The following is a 16596-nucleotide window of genomic DNA, read 5'->3' on the forward strand; positions in this document are numbered from 1 at the left end:
GGGACTCATCATGGCATGGCAATCTCGCTCCGTGCATTGCGGAGAAGTGACAAAAGAACACGTAGGGCAAGAAATCGTCTTGAACGGCTGGGTACAGACTCGCCGCGACCTTGGCGGCGTCATCTTTATTGACTTCCGCGACCGCACCGGGATCGTCCAAATCGTCTTCAACCCCGAGTACAACAAGCCCGCTTGGGAAATCGCCGACAAAGTAAGAAGCGAATATGTTCTGGCCGTAAAAGGGGAAGTGGTCAATCGCGCTCCAGAAGCGGTCAACCCGAAATTGCAAACGGGCGAAGTGGAAGTCCATATTTCCGAGATCCAAATCCTCAACGACGCCAAAACACCGCCATTCCCGATCGAAGACGATCTCAATGTCGATGAGCAGGTGCGCCTGAAATACCGCTATCTCGACCTTCGCCGTCCGGAAATGCAGCGTTCTCTGATCCTGCGCAGTAAAGCAGCCAAAGCTTTCCGCGATTACCTCGACGAGAATGGCTTCGTGGAAGTAGAAACACCGATGCTGCAAAAAAGCACGCCAGAAGGAGCGCGCGATTATCTGGTTCCTTCCCGCGTACATCCAGGCGAGTTCTACGCATTGCCGCAATCTCCACAGCTGTTCAAACAGCTGCTGATGGTATCCGGTCTGGAGCGTTACTATCAGATCGCCCGCTGCTTCCGCGACGAAGACCTGCGTGCCGACCGCCAACCGGAGTTTACCCAGGTGGACATCGAGACCTCCTTCCTCCCGATGGAAGAGATTTTGCCGATGATGGAAAAAATGGTTGCATACGTCTTCAAGCAAACCATCGGCGTCGATGTGCCAACACCGTTCCCGCGTCTCACTTATGCAGAAGCGATGGGACGCTACGGCTCCGACAAACCAGACGTTCGCTTCGGCATGGAGCTGACAGATGTATCGGACGTCGTAGCCAACAGTGATTTCAAAGTGTTTGCCAGCGTTGTAGCAAGCGGCGGTCAGGTAAAAGCGATCAACGCGAAAGGCTGCGGCCACTATTCCCGCAAGGAAGCAGACGATCTGGCGAAATTCGCTGCCCGCTATGGAGCGAAAGGCTTGGCTTGGATCGGTCTGAAAGACGGCGAATTGAAAGGGCCAATCGTCAAGTTCTTCAAAGAAGAAGAAATGAATGAAATGAAAAAACGTTTGAACGCCGAAGAAGGAGACTTGCTCCTGTTCGTGGCAGACAAGCCAAAGGTAGTAGCGGATGCCCTCGGCGCCCTGCGTACCAAGCTGGCAGCCGAGCTGGGACTCATCGACCACAGCAAATTTGCTTTCCTGTGGGTCGTGGACTTCCCGCTGGTCGAATGGGACGAGGAAGCGAAACGCTACGTAGCACTGCACCATCCTTTTACCCGTCCAAAAGACGAGGACCTGCACCTGTTCGACACCGACCCGGGACAGATCCGTGCGCAAGCGTACGATATGGTCCTCAACGGCTACGAGCTGGGCGGCGGTTCGATGCGGATCTTCAAACGCGACGTACAGGAGAAAATGTTCAAAGCACTCGGCTTTACACCGGAAGAAGCGCGTGAGCAGTTCGGCTTCCTCCTGGATGCCTTTGAATACGGGACGCCACCGCACGGCGGAATCGCGCTTGGCTTGGATCGTCTGATCATGCTTTTGGCTGGACGCAACAACCTGCGCGAAGTAATTGCCTTCCCAAAAACTGCCAGCGCGAGCGATCTGATGGTAAACGCTCCAGATGTGGTATCCCCGAAACAGCTGAAAGAACTGCATATCGACACGATTGCAGAACAGGAAGACAAGGGAAACGCATAGCGGCAAGCGACTTGCACAGATGCATGACACTTTGATACATTGGTTATAGTAGAAGATAAGCCCTACGATGTCCGTGACATCTGATCGTTTTGAGCCACAATGTTTGAATCGGGAGTCGAACGTCCCAACTGGAAAGGCATGCCTCCGCAAGAGTGGAAGTCTTGTTCAGTTGGGCAGACGCCCACCTGCGATGAGCAGGTTCAAAACGTAGGAAATCACGGCATAATGGGGCTGCTTTATTCCCTGGAATCCTACTTTTCCGATGGACAATTACTCTGCTTTGAAAGGTGAAAAATACGTATGCTTCATCAATTTTCCCGTTGTGAATTGGCCTTCGGTCCTGAAGGTTTGGAAAAAATGAAAAACAGCCGCGTCGCCGTCCTGGGGATTGGCGGGGTAGGCTCCTTTACCGTAGAAGCATTGGCGCGAACTGGCGTAGGCAAGCTGGTGCTGGTGGACAAGGATGTCGTCGATATTACGAATTGCAACCGGCAGATTCACGCGACTTTGCATACCATCGGACAGAAAAAAGCGGAGCTGATGAAAGAGCGCGTGGCGGCCATCAATCCCGAATGCGAGGTCATCACGCTGAACATGTTTTACAGCGAAGAGACCGCCGATCAATTTTTTGCCCATGAAGTGGATTATATTGTAGACGCGATGGATATCATGTCTGCCAAGCTCCACATCATTCAGGAGGCAAAACGGCGCAATATCCCGATTATCTCCAGCATGGGCGCAGCGAATAAAATGGACCCGACCCGCTTTGAAGTCGCGGACATTTCGCAGACGAGCTATGATCCAATCGCCAAGGTCATTCGTCGCGAGCTGCGCAAAAAAGGCATCTATAAAGGGGTAAAAGTGGTGTATTCCCGCGAGATTCCGGTCGAGATCCGCACGGATGTACGAGAGCAGATCGTCACCAACCCGGATTCTCCGATCAGCAAGGTTCGGCAGCCTCCAGCGAGCAATGCATTCGTCCCGTCTGTGGCAGGATTGATCCTGGCCAGTGTGGTCGTACGCGATCTGCTTGAGTGGCAGCCGGTGAAAGGGTAGGAAGATGGACGATCTATTCTCGTTTGCCTACGAACAACAGGGTGGCAGCGGCAAACAAAAGCCGCTTGCCGCTCGCATGCGTCCCCAGACGATTCAGGATGTAATCGGCCAATCGCATATTATCGCTCCTGGAAAGCTGTTGCGCCGGGCGATTGAGGCAGACCAGGTCTCTTCCTTGATCTTCTATGGTCCGCCGGGTACGGGAAAAACGACTTTGGCTAAGGTGATCGCTCGTTCGACGCGTTCGTATTTTTCAGAACTCAATGCAGTGACTGCCGGTGTAGGCGACATTCGCAAGGTTGTGGAAGAGGCGAAGGAAAGATTGGTGATGGGCGGTCAGCGCACGACGCTGTTTGTGGACGAGATTCACCGCTTCAACAAATCCCAGCAGGATGCGTTGCTGCCTTTTGTGGAAGAAGGGACGATCATTTTGATCGGAGCCACTACGGAGAACCCCTTTTTCGAAGTAAATGCGGCCCTGCTGTCCAGGTCCCAGATCTTCTCCCTGCAGCCGCTCACCCATGAAGAATTGAAACAGGTCATAGACCGGGCATTGCAGGATGAGGAGAACGGACTGGGAGAACTTGACGTGCAGCTCACGCCGGAAGCGCAAGAACATTTGATTCAGTATGCCGAGGGAGATGCGCGGCGCTTGCTGAATGCTTTGGAACTGGCGGTCACCACGACACCCCAGGGAGCAGACGGGAGCATCACTGTCACCTTGGATGTGGCGGTGGAATCCATTCAGCGCAGGGCTGTCAGGTATGATAAGAGCGGGGATAATCACTATGATACGATCTCTGCATTTATCAAATCGATTCGCGGCTCTGACCCCGATGCTGCCTTGTACTGGCTGGCGAGGATGATCGATGCCGGGGAAGATCCTCGCTTTATCGCCCGCAGATTGGTCATCTCCGCATCAGAGGATATTGGCAATGCCGACCCGCAGGCGATAACCGTAGCCATCTCCTGCTTTCAGGCGGTCGAACTGGTCGGGATGCCGGAGGGGCGAATTGCATTGGGACAGGCTACCACCTATCTGGCTACCGCGCCAAAAAGCAATGCGGCGTACAACGGGATCAACCAGGCTTTGGCCCATATCCAAAAAGAAGGACACAAGCCTGTCCCGATCCATCTGCGCGACTCCGCCTACAAAGGCGCGTCCAAGCTGGGACACGGCAAGGGATACCTGTATCCGCACAACTACCCGTACGGCTACGTGCAGCAGCAGTACCTGCCAGATGGCCTGGATATTGTGTTCTACGAGCCAAAGGAATTTGGCTATGAGCGCCATATCCGAAAATTCCAGGAGGAAAGGCAAAAGCTGGCGAACCCGAAGAAATCTTCCTCGGACTAAGGCTTAAAGAAGAAGGGAACTCCCTCGCAAAAGAGGGAGTAACACGCTTACGTACGGACGTTTCCCCCAGGCTTGTTGGGCAAGTCGCCGTTTTCATTGGGCTGCTTGCTTTGTTCGCTCGCACCGTATCGCGCTTTGTGTGCAATCGTCCCGGCCGGGTTTTCGTACAACGTTCCGGACGGATGGTTGCGGCCTCGTTCAGAACGTTTATTTGTGGTCATTTTGCACTCACCCCCTGTAGGTAGTGTATCCCGGACCGATGAACTCATGTAGGAAGCAGGAAAGAAGGGAAATGTAAATATAGAGGAGAGTTGTGACTGTGAAAATATCGACGAAGGGACGTTACGGTCTGACGATTATGATGGAACTGGCCAATCGCTGTGGAGAAGGGCCAACCTCATTGCGCAGCATCGCACAACGCCATGACTTATCAGAGCATTATCTGGAGCAGTTGATCGCACCGCTGCGCAATGCGGGCCTGGTAAAGAGCATTCGAGGGGCTTACGGCGGCTATGTTCTTGCCAAGCAACCCGACGAGATCTCCGCAGGCGATGTCATTCGCGTGCTGGAAGGGCCGATCAGCCCTGTGGAATTCGCGGAGGAGGAGGATGCGGCGAAGCGCTATCTGTGGCTGCGCATTCGCGACAGCATCTCTTCGGTGCTGGATTCTACTTCGCTACAGGATTTGATTACCTTCCAGGATGACGGACGTACGGACAACTACATGTTTTATATCTAATGATGGAAGCTGAAGGTGACTTTCGTGTCGGAAATGATCTATTTTGACCATGCCGCCACCACCCCTGTACACCCGCGTGTCGTAGAGGCGATGACACCCTACCTCAGCCAGGTGTACGGCAATCCTTCCAGTGTGCACGGCTTTGGGCGCAAGGCTCGCCAAGCATTGGAAAAAGCCAGAGACGGGATTGCGGGCTCCTTGCATGTCGATCCGCAGGCTTTGATTTTTACCAGCGGCGGCACGGAGGCGGACAATCTGGCGGTGATTGGTGGTGCGTTGGCTCAACAGGGCCGAGGACGTCACGTCATTACGACGCAGGTCGAGCATCACGCTGTCTTGCACGCCTGTGAATATCTGGAGCAGATCGGATACGAGGTGACGTATCTTCCGGTGGATGAGACGGGGATGGTACGCATGAGCGACCTCGAAGCGGCCGTTCGTGAAGATACAGTGCTCGTCTCGGTGATGTATGGCAACAACGAAGTGGGAACGCTCCAACCGATTGCAGAGATCGGACGTTTTTTGCGTGAGCGCCGCATTATCTTTCATACGGATGCCGTGCAAGCATATGGGGTGCTGCCGCTCGATCCAGAGCAGCTTTTTGTCGACATGCTCTCGGTCTCGGCACATAAAATCAACGGCCCCAAGGGAGTCGGCGCCCTGTACCTCGGCAAGCACGTTCCGATTTCTCCTTTGTTGCATGGCGGGTCACAGGAGAGGAAACGTCGTGCAGGGACGGAGAACCTGTCCGGGATCGTCGGCTTTGCAGAAGCTGCCCGGATTGCAACAGAAGAAAGGGAAGAACGGGTAGCCAAGTACAACCAGATCAAGGCTGCTATGCTTGGGCGTTTTCAGGAGGCAGGAATCGCGTACTGCGTAAATGGACATCCTGAACGCACGCTGCCGCATATCCTGAATGTCAGCTTTCCTGGAATCGAGACCGAAACCATGCTGATGAATCTGGATCTGGTGCAGGTAGCGGCTGCCAGCGGTTCGGCCTGTACATCGGGATCTCTTGAACTGTCGCATGTCTTAAAAGCGATGAATCTCGGTGAGGAAAGGGCGGAATCCGCGATACGCTTCAGCTTCGGGATCACCAATACCGTAGAGGAAGCAGAGCTTGCCGCGAAAAAGATCGTACAGATCGCAACGCGTTTGCAAAAATAAAAGACGAAAGACCAGTCAAGGCGAATCAATGCCGTTGACTGGTCTTTGTTTTTTAATGTTTATCGCGGTCAGATTGTGGGAATCGATAACAAATGGTAAAATATTTCTGCTTTAATCAAAATTCTTCCTCATTTGCAAAAGAAAAGGAGTGCATCATCATGATAGCAAGAAAGGCTTCTGTGAGATTCAAGCTGCTCGCGACCATGCTGATCATTACGATTGTCCCGCTCATGATCGCAGGCTATCTCCAGTTTGAGAACGCCAAAAGAGCTGTCTATCAGCTTACGATTTCTGATTTGCAATACATAACAGATTTGAAAATGCGGGAGTTGGCTCCTTATACGCAAGATACGAATATTTTTGACGGCAATAGACAGAAAATAAAGGATATTTTGAATGAGATAGCAGAAAAATACTACCAGCCAAATGGGATGAGCGGCTATGCTTATATCATGGATCAACAAGGGATACTGATGTTTTATCCCGATGAAAGCATGGAAAACACCTCTTTATGGGAAGAGAGCTTCACTCAGGAAATGGTTGCGAACAAAAACGGGTGGATGGAGTACAATTTCCAGGGGGATGACAAGCTCGCCGTCTACAAGGAACTTCCCAATGGATGGATCCTGGTGACAGCGAGCTTCCAACGGGATTTGTTAAACCCGATAGAAGCAAGTCGGATCACTATGTTTATCATCAGCCTGATCAGTGCGATTGCAGCGCTGGCTATCGGCAGTTTTGTCGTGTACAAGCTGCTTTCGCCTCTGAAACAATTGGTTTCGGCAATGAAGGCGGCTGAAGCGGGAGACTTGACTCCGCGGGTTGAGATTCATACCAGGGACGAGTTCGGCCAGCTTTCACAGAATTACAATGAAATGATGGACGGTTTCTGCCGGATGTTGCGTGATGTGCAGGAGGTATCGCGGCAAGTTGAAATCTCATCTGTCGAATTGAAGGCAAGCGCATCCGAAAGCGCACGTGCGTCGGAACAAATTTCCCACTCTTCTGCGGAAATCGCAACGTCCTCTGACCAGCAAAAAGAAACGGTCCATTTGACAGGAGACTTTATTCAGCGAATCGGCAAGGATATACAAGAGATAGCTCAATCGACGAGTCATGTTAACGAAGAGGCCTCACATGCCTATGCGCTTGCAGGCCAAGGGGGAGAGAAGCTGAATGTTCTCGCCCAAGAGATGGATCAGATCACAGAACAGGTGCAGCGGACGGAGCAAGTGGTGCGGGAGCTGGGGATGCAATCCGAAAAGATCATCGGAATCATCTCCATTATCCAGCAAATATCCGAGCAGACCAATCTGCTGGCTTTGAACGCAGCCATCGAAGCGGCACGAGCTGGAGAGCAAGGGCGCAGCTTCGCGGTTGTCGCGCAGGAGGTGCGAAAATTGGCTGAGCAATCCGGTCAGGCAGCTGAAGAGATCGCAGCTTTGATCCACAACGTCAATCAGGAAATCCTGGAAGCTGTCGGAGCGATGAGCAAAACGACGGGTGCCGTACAAGAGGGACGCGGCGGGGTCGCATCCGCGGGAGAAAGCTTCCGTCTGATCCTGCAGGCTGTCCAGGATGTCAGTCAGCAGGTTGACCGCATGAACGGGGCTGCACAAAAGATACATCGAGATACGGAGGAACTGCTTGTTCACTCCGGCACGATTCAAGAGCTGGCAGAAATGACAGCGCGCAACACACAGGAGGTGGCTGCAGCATCCGAAGAGCAGACGGCCTCGACCGAGGAGATGGCTGCAGCGGCGGAGACTTTGGCCCAAATGGCCCAGCGGTTGTCAGAACAAGCAAAACAATTTACAATCAAATAGAAGCGATGGTGAAATCCACTTTGTGATAAAGTGGATTTTTTCCATCTTTAAGGGCAAATCATCTGTTCGCGTAAAATGGCACAGGTGAGAGGAGGCGTTTGGGATGGAGGAGCAGCAACAAATCTCCTTGTTTTCCGAAACATATATTCGCGGATATGTCAATCAAGAAATATTTTACAATGAAGAAACATGGTATGGAATTATCCGTCTAAAGATAGAAGAGACCACGGAGAACATCAAGGACTCCGAGGTCATCATCGTCGGCAATTTTCCGCGGCCCCATCCGGAAGAACGGTACACCTTCTACGGGGAGTGGAAGACGCATCCTCGATATGGACAACAATACGTCGCCAAGCGGTATGAACGGGAAACGCCCAAGACGGCGGCTGGGGTAGAACGATATTTGGCTAGCGGGCTTTTCCAGGGAATCGGCAAAAAGATGGCAAAGCGCATCGTCGAGGAATTGGGCGTTGATGCACTTAGCATCATTGCGCAAAATCCGGAGTGCCTGGCGCAGCTGCCGGGGATCTCGGAGGCAAGGGCCAAGACCATCTACGACTCGGTCATGGAACATCGCTCGTTGGAAAGCGCCATGGTCTTTTTGTACGACTTCGGGATTGGAGTCAATTTGGCCTTGCGCATCTATCAGCATTACAAGCTGGAGACGATGGAGGTTTTGACCAAGGAGCCGTATCGCCTCATCGAGGATATCCAGGGCATTGGCTTCAAACGGGCTGACGACATTGCCCGTGCTACAGGAATTGCCGCTTCCTCCGAGGAACGGGCAAAGGCTGCTGCTTTGTTCGTGCTGCAGGAATCCTCTTACACGGAAGGTCATGTGTTCGTCCCGGTAGATGAGCTGTGTGAAAAGACAAAGCGGTTGCTGGATGAGTGCGGCGGGCATGCTTTTACTCAGGAAGATATCCAACTGGCAGTCGAAGCGTTGTTCGTCCAGAGCAAGGTTGCTTGGGAGGAAGAACGCATCTACTTGCCTTCCCTGTTTTTTGCAGAGATCGGTTTGGCCAAGCGGCTCCGCCATTTTGCGCAACGCGAGGATTTCGGTACCTTTCCTGTGTCAGAGTTTTACAGCGCTCTGGGCAAGGTGGAGGACGAGCTGGGGATTACGTACGCTGACACCCAGCGCGATGCGATTGAGCGGGCCATTACGAGCGGACTCATGCTCCTGACCGGCGGGCCCGGCACCGGAAAGACGACGGTCATACGCGGGATCTGCCGTGTTTTTGCCCAATTGCATGGCGTTTCGCTCGATCTGAAAAAATACGGAGAAGACAATCCCTTCCCCATCTTGTTAGTCGCACCAACGGGACGAGCTGCCAAGCGGATGACCGAGACGACCGGATTGCCCGCGATGACGATCCATCGGCTGCTGGGCTATAAAGGAGAAAGCTTCGAGCATGACGCCGAACATCCGATTCAGGGAAAACTGTTAATCGTAGACGAAATGTCGATGGTGGACATTTGGCTTGCCAACCAGCTTTTTCGGGCCATTCCCGACGAGATGCAGATTATCCTTGTCGGCGACCCTGACCAGCTCCCATCTGTCGGTCCCGGCAATGTGCTGCAGGATATGATCACGTCTGGACTGCTGCCGCTCGTCCAGCTGAAGGATATTTACAGGCAGGCACAGGAATCCACGATCATTCAGCTGGCACATGAGGTACGGCAGGGTCGAGTGCCGGCGGATTTGTTGAAAACGACGCAAGATCGGAGATTTTTCACAAGTTCGCCACAAGATGTGCCGGAAGCAGTGAAACAAATTTGTGCGGCAGCCGTAAAAAAAGGGTATACGGCCAAGGACGTGCAAGTCCTCGCCCCGATGTACAAGGGGATGGCCGGTGTAAATCGATTGAATGAAGAATTGCAGGAGCTGTTCAATCCGAAAACCGCACAAAAGCGGGAGGTTACCTTCGCGGAAACTGCTTTTCGGACCGGGGACAAGGTGCTGCAATTGGTGAACAACGCCGAAGAGCATGTGTTCAACGGTGATATGGGTGAGATTGTCGCGATTTTTTTCCCCAACGAAAATGCGGAAAATGAAGAGATGCTGGTCGTCAATTTTGATGGTCGGGAGGTAGTGTACAAGCGTTCTGCCTATCATCAGCTAACGCTTGCCTACTGCTGTTCCGTGCACAAGTCGCAGGGTAGTGAATTTCCGATTGTGATTATGCCGTTTGTCAAAAGTTATTACCGGATGCTGCGCAGAAAGCTGGTCTATACCGGCATTACACGCAGCAAGTCATTTCTCATCATGTGCGGGGAGCCGGAAGCTTTCCTGGCAGCCGTGCAGACAGATGAGGAAGGAGTCCGTTACAGCTATTTGGAAGAGCGCTTAAAGCAAGTGTAGGTTGGAACCATTTGCGCCGAATGAGCCTTTGTCTTTCGCCGATACTAAAAAGGCGGAAGGAGGATGTCCCACATGCGCAAGGCATTGGATGTAGTCGGTTTGCCCGTCATGTGTCTTCAGACCGGAGAGACGATCGGCACCGTCCGTGACATTCTTTGCGACCCCACTTGGCATGTACAAGGAGTCTTGCTGAGCGAACAGGGCTGGTTCCACCCAGGCACCTATATTCCTTCCGAACGGATTCACGCGGTCGGCGAATCTTGCCTGACCGTTTCGGGAAAAGACGCAATCACTCCCTTGCTTGATCTCGCCGGTATCGAACCTGTCGGCATCGTGACGGGAAAGACAAAATTAAAAGGGAAAGCGGTCATAACCGCTTCCGGAAACATCCTGGGCAGAGTGGAAGATGTTTACTTCTCTGCAAACTGGGAGAAACTTGTAGGGTACGAACTATCCAATGGTTGGATTGCGGATGTCACTGAAGGGCGAAAACGCTTTTCCGCACCACCTTCTGTCATTGTCGGGGAAGAAAACCTGATCGTGCCGGACTAGGTTCGTATCCAGGCGTGAAAGGGAGGATTTAGGTGATGCGTGTCATTTGCCCGAACTGCAGTTCGAAAGACGTCGGAAAAATTGGGACGAACCAGTACTACTGCTGGAACTGCTATATCGAAATGAGCGTGAGCAATGAACAAATTGCCTCCGTCTACCAGGTAGAGGAGGACGGTTCTTTGCATTCCTTGAATGATCTGTTCATCGAGGAGCAGACCGCTGCAGCTCAGATCAATATGTAGTCTGGCGAAAAAAAACATCCTATGGAGGTGGCCGCGAATGTTCATTCGAAGCCTGATGCGGATTGTCGCGACTGGCGGAATCGTCGCTTTGATCGGCTATTTGATGGCCCCGCGTCGCAAGAGACGAGGATTTTCGTTGAATTTCAACCGTTTGCCCTTCTCCATGAAAGATGTCAATCGCATGGTCAAATCTGGCCGCAAGCTTATGCGGGCTATGGCTAGGTAAACGCAATAACCCCCGCTTTGGCGAAATCAATAGAAATGCCCGAACGCTCATATGGCGTCCGGGCATTTTTTTATGCGTTGCTGTGCTTAGGATTGTTCGGCCATTCTTTTTTGTTTCTGGTTTTTCATGCGGCCGATCAAGAGCACACCAACCACTACTGCTACGATGAATACCCATTTTACCCAAGGATAGGCTGCGAAGAACGGAGCGAGCAATTTTTCATTGGTGACCATGCTTCCAGCGGTGTAAGCCAGTACACCAGCCCCGATAAAAATGACGATCGGGAAACGCTCCATGAATTTGAGGATCATTGTGCTTCCCCAAACCATGATCGGAACGCTGATGATCAAGCCGATCACGACAAGCAAAAAGTCTCCATGAGCTGCACCGGCGACCGCGATCACATTGTCCAGACCCATGACCGTATCCGCGACGATGATCGTCCAGATTGCTGAGCCGAGTGAACCGCTTGCTTTCATGTTTTCATGGCCTTCTTCCTGGACCAAAAGCTTCAGTGAAATCCAGATGAGGATCAGACCACCGACCAGCAAAAGACCGGGTATTCTCAGCAACCAGACAACGGCCAAGGTGGCTAGAGCGCGTATGATGATAGCTCCGACGGTCCCCCAGATAATCGCTTTTTTCTGTTGGTGTGCAGGCAAGTTGCGGGCTGCCATGCCGATGACAATCGCATTGTCGCCAGCCAACACGAGATCGATTACAATGATGGCTAATAGTGCGGACCAAAACTCGGGTGTTAAAAGTAGTTCCATTTCTTTCTCCTCCTCGTCCTCGAATGGTGAAGAATCCTCGGCCGTTTTCTTACAATCTCCCTTAGTGTTAGTAGATAGGAGGAAAAGAAAACGACCTTTCCCTGGACAGGTAAAGGTCGTGTGAAAAACAAAAAAAGACCATTACCCTACAGGCAAAGGTCTTGCTTACAACATTTCCGGAAATGTTGCCAACATAGCCGGGGATTTCTCCCGTAATGACGACTATGCTGCAGAAAAGCTACTCCCCTTTGGAGATATCTTCTTGTATTTCAAATTTTATTTGCCTTTTGGCTGCATGTCAATAGTCAGTTTTCTTGGGCGTACATGTTTTTTTTGCTTTGAGACAGGCTAATTTTTAGGTTCCACCATCAGGAAGGGGAGTGACAGCGGTGGATGAATTAAAGCGAAGTCGTTGGTTCGCTGCTGCCGTCTGGCTGATCGCTCTGTTGATTATAGGGAATTTGCTCTGGTTGCTTCGTCCCGTACTCATTCAAATTCTGCGCTTGATTTCCGAAGTGTTTATGCCTGTTCTGGTTGGCTTGCTCATTGCCTACATCCTTCATCCGATTGTTGAATTGCTTGAACGCAGACGTGTGCCGCGTCTGATGGCTGTCCTGTTGATCTACGCATCTTTTATTCTGGTGATTGCGATCGTGGTCGTCAATGCTATACCGGTGTTTACGACACAGTGGATTGAGCTGTCGGATGACCTGCCGCGCCTCAAAGAGTGGTATACCAAGTGGATGAGCGAATGGGAGGCGCATAAGTATTTCTTGCCGGAAAGCATCTCGCACGGGGTAGACCGTGTCATCATTCAATCTCATGAGCGCGTCTCCCATTCTGTCACGGAGCTGGTGAACAATGCCCGCAATACGTTGGGCAAGCTTCTGGCTTATGCAGTCGTGCCGTTTATCGCCTTTTATCTGCTCAAGGATATGAAGCAATTGCACCAGTCCAGCATGCTCATTATCCCAGCTGCATACCGTAAGCGCGTTTTGACCGTGCTGCGCGATATTAATGTGTCGCTCGGGGACTACATCCACGGGCAGATGATGGTCGCCCTGATCGTCGGGGGCTGCGCTTACCTGGGGTACTGGCTGATCGGCATGCCATATCCGTTTGTCTTGGCTGCCTTTGTCTGCCTGACCAATGTCATACCGTATATCGGCCCTCTGATCGGAGCAGGTCCAGCCGTCATCATCGCGTTGACCATCTCGACAAAAATGGCCATCATGGTCGTGACCGTCAATTTGATCATCCAGGTGCTGGAAGGGAATGTTTTGTCCCCCCATATCGTTGGCCGCTCTCTTCAATTGCATCCTTTGCTGATCATCATGGCCCTGCTTGCCGGTGAGGCCATCGGAGGGATTGTCGGCTTGATCGTAGCGGTGCCTTTTTTGGCTGTCTGCAAGGTCGTGATCAATCGCATCGCTTTGATGATGCATGAAAGTTGACAGTGATCGGCAAAAAAATTTATAATACGAAAAAGCACCACACGTAAAACGATCAATGAGGGAACGAGTATGTCGCAGACCTTTTACAGAGAGGGCGCTCCATGGTTGAGAGGGCGGCCAGAAGAAGTGCGACGGAAGGCTACTCCCGAGACCGGGCAAAAACCGGCGGCTTGGCACCGTTACTTGTCTGTAAAGCGACAGAATCTCGCTTGCGATAGGCAGGCAGATCTGTAAGCAGGGTGGTACCGCGAGAAAAACAGTTCTCGTCCCTGAGGGGATGAGGGCTTTTTTTATTTATTCAAGTTTTCTATTTTTTGGAGGAGATTGCCATGAAAAAACTGACAGGAAATCAGATTCGCAGGATGTTTCTTGATTTTTTTGTGGAAAAGGGGCATCGCATCGAGCCCAGTGCATCACTGGTGCCAGTCGACGATCCTTCCTTGCTGTGGATCAACAGCGGTGTTGCGACACTGAAAAAATACTTTGACGGACGGATTATTCCGGATAACCCGCGCATCACCAATTCGCAAAAATCCATCCGTACAAACGATATTGAAAATGTGGGACGCACAGCACGCCATCACACGTTTTTTGAGATGCTGGGCAACTTCTCGATCGGAGATTACTTCAAGGAAGAAGCGATTGAGTGGGCATGGGAATTCCTGACCAGTCCGAAATGGATTGGCTTTGATCCGGAACTGCTGTCCGTGACGATCCATCCAGAGGACGAAGAAGCTTTCGAGATCTGGAATAAAAAAATCGGCATTCCCGAAGAGCGGATTATCCGTCTGGAAGGGAACTTCTGGGATATCGGGGAAGGTCCAAGCGGTCCGAATACAGAGATTTTCTACGACCGTGGCGAGAGCTTCGGCAACGACCCGAATGATCCCGAACTGTATCCTGGAGGGGAGAATGAACGTTATTTAGAAGTGTGGAACCTGGTATTCTCCCAGTTCAATCACAACCCGGATGGCACCTACACGCCGCTTCCGAAGAAAAACATCGATACAGGTATGGGTCTGGAGCGTATGGCTTCGGTCATCCAGGGAGTCGACAACAACTACGAGACCGATCTGCTGTTCCCGCTGATCGAGAAAACCAGCGAGATTTCCGGTGTCAAGTACAAAACCAGTCCAGACCTGGATGTTGCCCTCAAGGTGATTGCGGACCACGCTCGTACGGTCGTATTCGCGATTGGGGACGGAGCCCTGCCAGCCAATGAAGGACGCGGCTATGTCATTCGCCGTCTGCTCCGTCGCGCCGTGCGGATGGGCAAAAAGCTGGGAGTGGAAAAGCCGTTCCTGTACAGCCTGACAGAGACCGTCGGCACGATGATGGGCGAATTTTATCCAGAAGTGGTGGAAAAGCGCGCCTTTATAGAAAAAGTCATTCGCGCCGAGGAAGAGCGTTTCCACGAGACCCTGAATGACGGACTCAATATCCTGACCGATATGGTGAAAGCGGCAAAAGCAAGCGGCCAATCCCAAATCGCGGGCAAAGACGTGTTCAAGATGTACGATACGTACGGATTCCCCGTCGACCTGACAGAGGATTTTGCCCAGGAGCAGGGATTGACCATCGACCGCGAAGGCTTCGAGCAAGCGATGGAAGAACAGCGGGAGCGTGCCCGTGCAGCGCGTCAAGACGTAGACAGCATGCAGACTCAGGGAGGTCCGCTGTCAGATTTGACGGTTACGAGCCAATTTGTTGGTTATACTGAATTGGTAGCGACAGGTAAAGTCGAAGCGATCATTTTCAACAACCAACTGGTCGACGAAGCGGAAGAAGGACAAACCGTACAGGTCGTACTGGACCGCACGCCATTCTATGCGGAAAGCGGCGGACAGATCAATGACGAAGGTCTCTTGCTCTCCGATTCGGTAAAAGCCCGGGTGCAAGATGTGCAAAAAGGACCGATGGGGCAAAATGTCCACTCTGTTCTGATCGAGGCAGGCACCCTGCGCAAGGGAGATGAAGTGCATGCGGAAGTAAACCGCGATGCGCGACTCGCCATTACCAAAAACCATACGGCTACCCATCTCCTGCACCAGGCGCTCAAAGATGTACTGGGAACGCATGTAAACCAGGCAGGGTCACTCGTGGCACCGGAGCGTTTGCGCTTTGACTTCACTCATATCAGCGCAATTACGCAAGAAGAGCTGGAGCGCATCGAACGAATTGTCAATGAAAAGGTTTGGGAGAATCTGCTGGTGGACATCTCCAACAAACCTCTGGCGGAAGCCAAAGCAATGGGAGCGATGGCCCTCTTCGGCGAGAAGTATGGGGACATCGTACGCGTAGTTCAAGTAGGCGACTACAGCCTGGAGCTTTGCGGCGGCTGCCATGTAACCAATACCGCTGAGATCGGTCTGTTCAAGATCGTCAGCGAAAGCGGCATCGGTGCGGGAACCCGCCGGATCGAGGCTGTGACCGGACGCGGTGCTTACCAGTTCCTGAATCAGCAATTCGCGATCTTGAAAGATGTGGCGAATGCGCTGAAGGCACCTGTACTGACCGAAGCTCCTGCCCGTGTGGAAGGATTGCAGCAACAACTCAAAGAAGTTCAGCGTGAAAACGAATCGCTTCGTGCAAAACTGGGCAATATTGAAGCGGCTTCGCTGACTGACCAGCTGAATACCGTAGAAGGCATCCAGGTGCTCGCCGCTCGCGTGTCCGCATCTGACATGGATAATCTGCGCGGCATGGTGGATGAACTGAAGAACAAGCTGGGCTCCGCAGTCATCGTGCTTGGTTCCGTCGACGGCGATAAAGTAAATCTCGTCGCGGGTGTAACCAAAGACCTGATGGACCGCGGTATCCACGCCGGAAAAATCATCAAGGAAGTTGCGACTCGCTGCGGCGGTGGCGGCGGCGGACGTCCCGACATGGCGCAAGCGGGCGGGAAGGATCCGTCCAAGCTGCAAGAGGCATTGGACGCAGTCGCGGATTTCGTAAAAGCACAAGCTGTGGCGAAATAAGTGCACCTTCTGTGGAATTTTTGCAGTTTCGACAAGGAGTAAAGTTGGAGGGAGTCGAAT

Annotated in this window: 14 protein-coding genes and 1 other RNA gene; 13 read left to right on the top strand and 2 right to left on the bottom strand. The window is 52.3% G+C overall.

From position 1 onward, the window contains the following. Positions 1-10 precede the first annotated feature (10 nt). From aspS to EDM58_RS01530, 4 genes are all read left to right on the top strand, one after another. The gene (gene aspS, locus EDM58_RS01515) at positions 11-1801 is read left to right on the top strand and encodes an aspartate--tRNA ligase (protein WP_122911753.1); all 1791 of its coding nucleotides are present in this window, start codon (positions 11-13) and stop codon (positions 1799-1801) included. A gap of 56 nt (positions 1802-1857) precedes the next feature. After that, positions 1858-2037: non-coding RNA, 6S RNA (gene ssrS, locus EDM58_RS01520), on the top strand. A 64-nt stretch (positions 2038-2101) separates the two neighbouring features. Beyond that, a complete protein-coding gene (locus tag EDM58_RS01525) occupies positions 2102-2857 on the top strand; it encodes a tRNA threonylcarbamoyladenosine dehydratase (protein WP_122911754.1) in 756 nt (251 codons plus the stop codon). 4 nt (positions 2858-2861) lie between these two features. Next, entirely contained in the window at positions 2862-4214 is a 1353-nt protein-coding gene (locus EDM58_RS01530) for an AAA family ATPase (RefSeq protein ID WP_122911755.1), read from the top strand. Positions 4215-4261: 47 nt separating this feature from the next. Here the strand turns inward: EDM58_RS01530 and EDM58_RS25590 are convergent, their stop codons facing one another. Then, positions 4262-4435 (bottom strand): hypothetical protein, encoded by a 174-nt coding sequence (locus tag EDM58_RS25590; protein ID WP_183187376.1) that lies wholly within the window; start codon positions 4433-4435, stop codon positions 4262-4264. 98 nt (positions 4436-4533) lie between these two features. Between EDM58_RS25590 and cymR the strand changes: the two genes are divergently transcribed. The 7 genes from cymR (at position 4534) to EDM58_RS01565 (ending at position 11331) form a co-directional block, all read left to right on the top strand. Further along, positions 4534-4953 carry a cysteine metabolism transcriptional regulator CymR gene (gene cymR / locus EDM58_RS01535; protein ID WP_023554924.1) on the top strand — a complete coding sequence of 140 codons (420 nt, stop codon included), beginning with the start codon at positions 4534-4536 and terminating at the stop codon, positions 4951-4953. A 24-nt stretch (positions 4954-4977) separates the two neighbouring features. After that, on the top strand, positions 4978-6120 hold the full coding sequence (locus EDM58_RS01540) for a cysteine desulfurase family protein (protein ID WP_122911970.1): 1143 nt from the start codon (positions 4978-4980) through the stop codon (positions 6118-6120). 158 nt (positions 6121-6278) lie between these two features. Further along, positions 6279-7946, top strand: a complete 1668-nt coding sequence (locus EDM58_RS01545) for a methyl-accepting chemotaxis protein (protein ID WP_122911971.1) — start codon at positions 6279-6281, stop codon at positions 7944-7946. Between the two features lie 103 nt (positions 7947-8049). Beyond that, positions 8050-10311: an SF1B family DNA helicase RecD2 gene (gene recD2, locus EDM58_RS01550; protein ID WP_122911756.1), complete on the top strand. Its 2262-nt coding sequence runs from the start codon at positions 8050-8052 to the stop codon at positions 10309-10311. 72 nt (positions 10312-10383) lie between these two features. Next, a complete protein-coding gene (locus EDM58_RS01555) occupies positions 10384-10863 on the top strand; it encodes a PRC-barrel domain-containing protein (RefSeq protein WP_122911757.1) in 480 nt (159 codons plus the stop codon). 35 nt (positions 10864-10898) lie between these two features. Next, a complete protein-coding gene (locus EDM58_RS01560) occupies positions 10899-11105 on the top strand; it encodes a hypothetical protein (RefSeq protein ID WP_023554919.1) in 207 nt (68 codons plus the stop codon). 37 nt (positions 11106-11142) lie between these two features. Further along, complete coding sequence (locus tag EDM58_RS01565; protein ID WP_122911758.1) at positions 11143-11331, top strand: hypothetical protein; 189 nt, start codon at positions 11143-11145, stop codon at positions 11329-11331. Between the two features lie 86 nt (positions 11332-11417). Here the strand turns inward: EDM58_RS01565 and EDM58_RS01570 are convergent, their stop codons facing one another. Beyond that, entirely contained in the window at positions 11418-12104 is a 687-nt protein-coding gene (locus EDM58_RS01570; protein ID WP_122911759.1) for a TerC family protein, read from the bottom strand. A gap of 389 nt (positions 12105-12493) precedes the next feature. On the opposite strand from EDM58_RS01570, the gene EDM58_RS01575 reads away from it, so the two are divergent. Next, positions 12494-13558, top strand: coding sequence for an AI-2E family transporter (locus EDM58_RS01575; protein WP_122911760.1), 1065 nt, complete (start codon positions 12494-12496; stop codon positions 13556-13558). Positions 13559-13887: 329 nt separating this feature from the next. Next, positions 13888-16536 carry an alanine--tRNA ligase gene (alaS, locus tag EDM58_RS01580; protein WP_122911761.1) on the top strand — a complete coding sequence of 883 codons (2649 nt, stop codon included), beginning with the start codon at positions 13888-13890 and terminating at the stop codon, positions 16534-16536. The last annotated feature ends 60 nt before the right edge of the window (positions 16537-16596 follow it).

The sequence above is a fragment of the Brevibacillus panacihumi genome, from assembly GCF_003710985.1.
GTDB classification, from domain to species: Bacteria; Bacillota; Bacilli; order Brevibacillales; family Brevibacillaceae; genus Brevibacillus; species Brevibacillus panacihumi.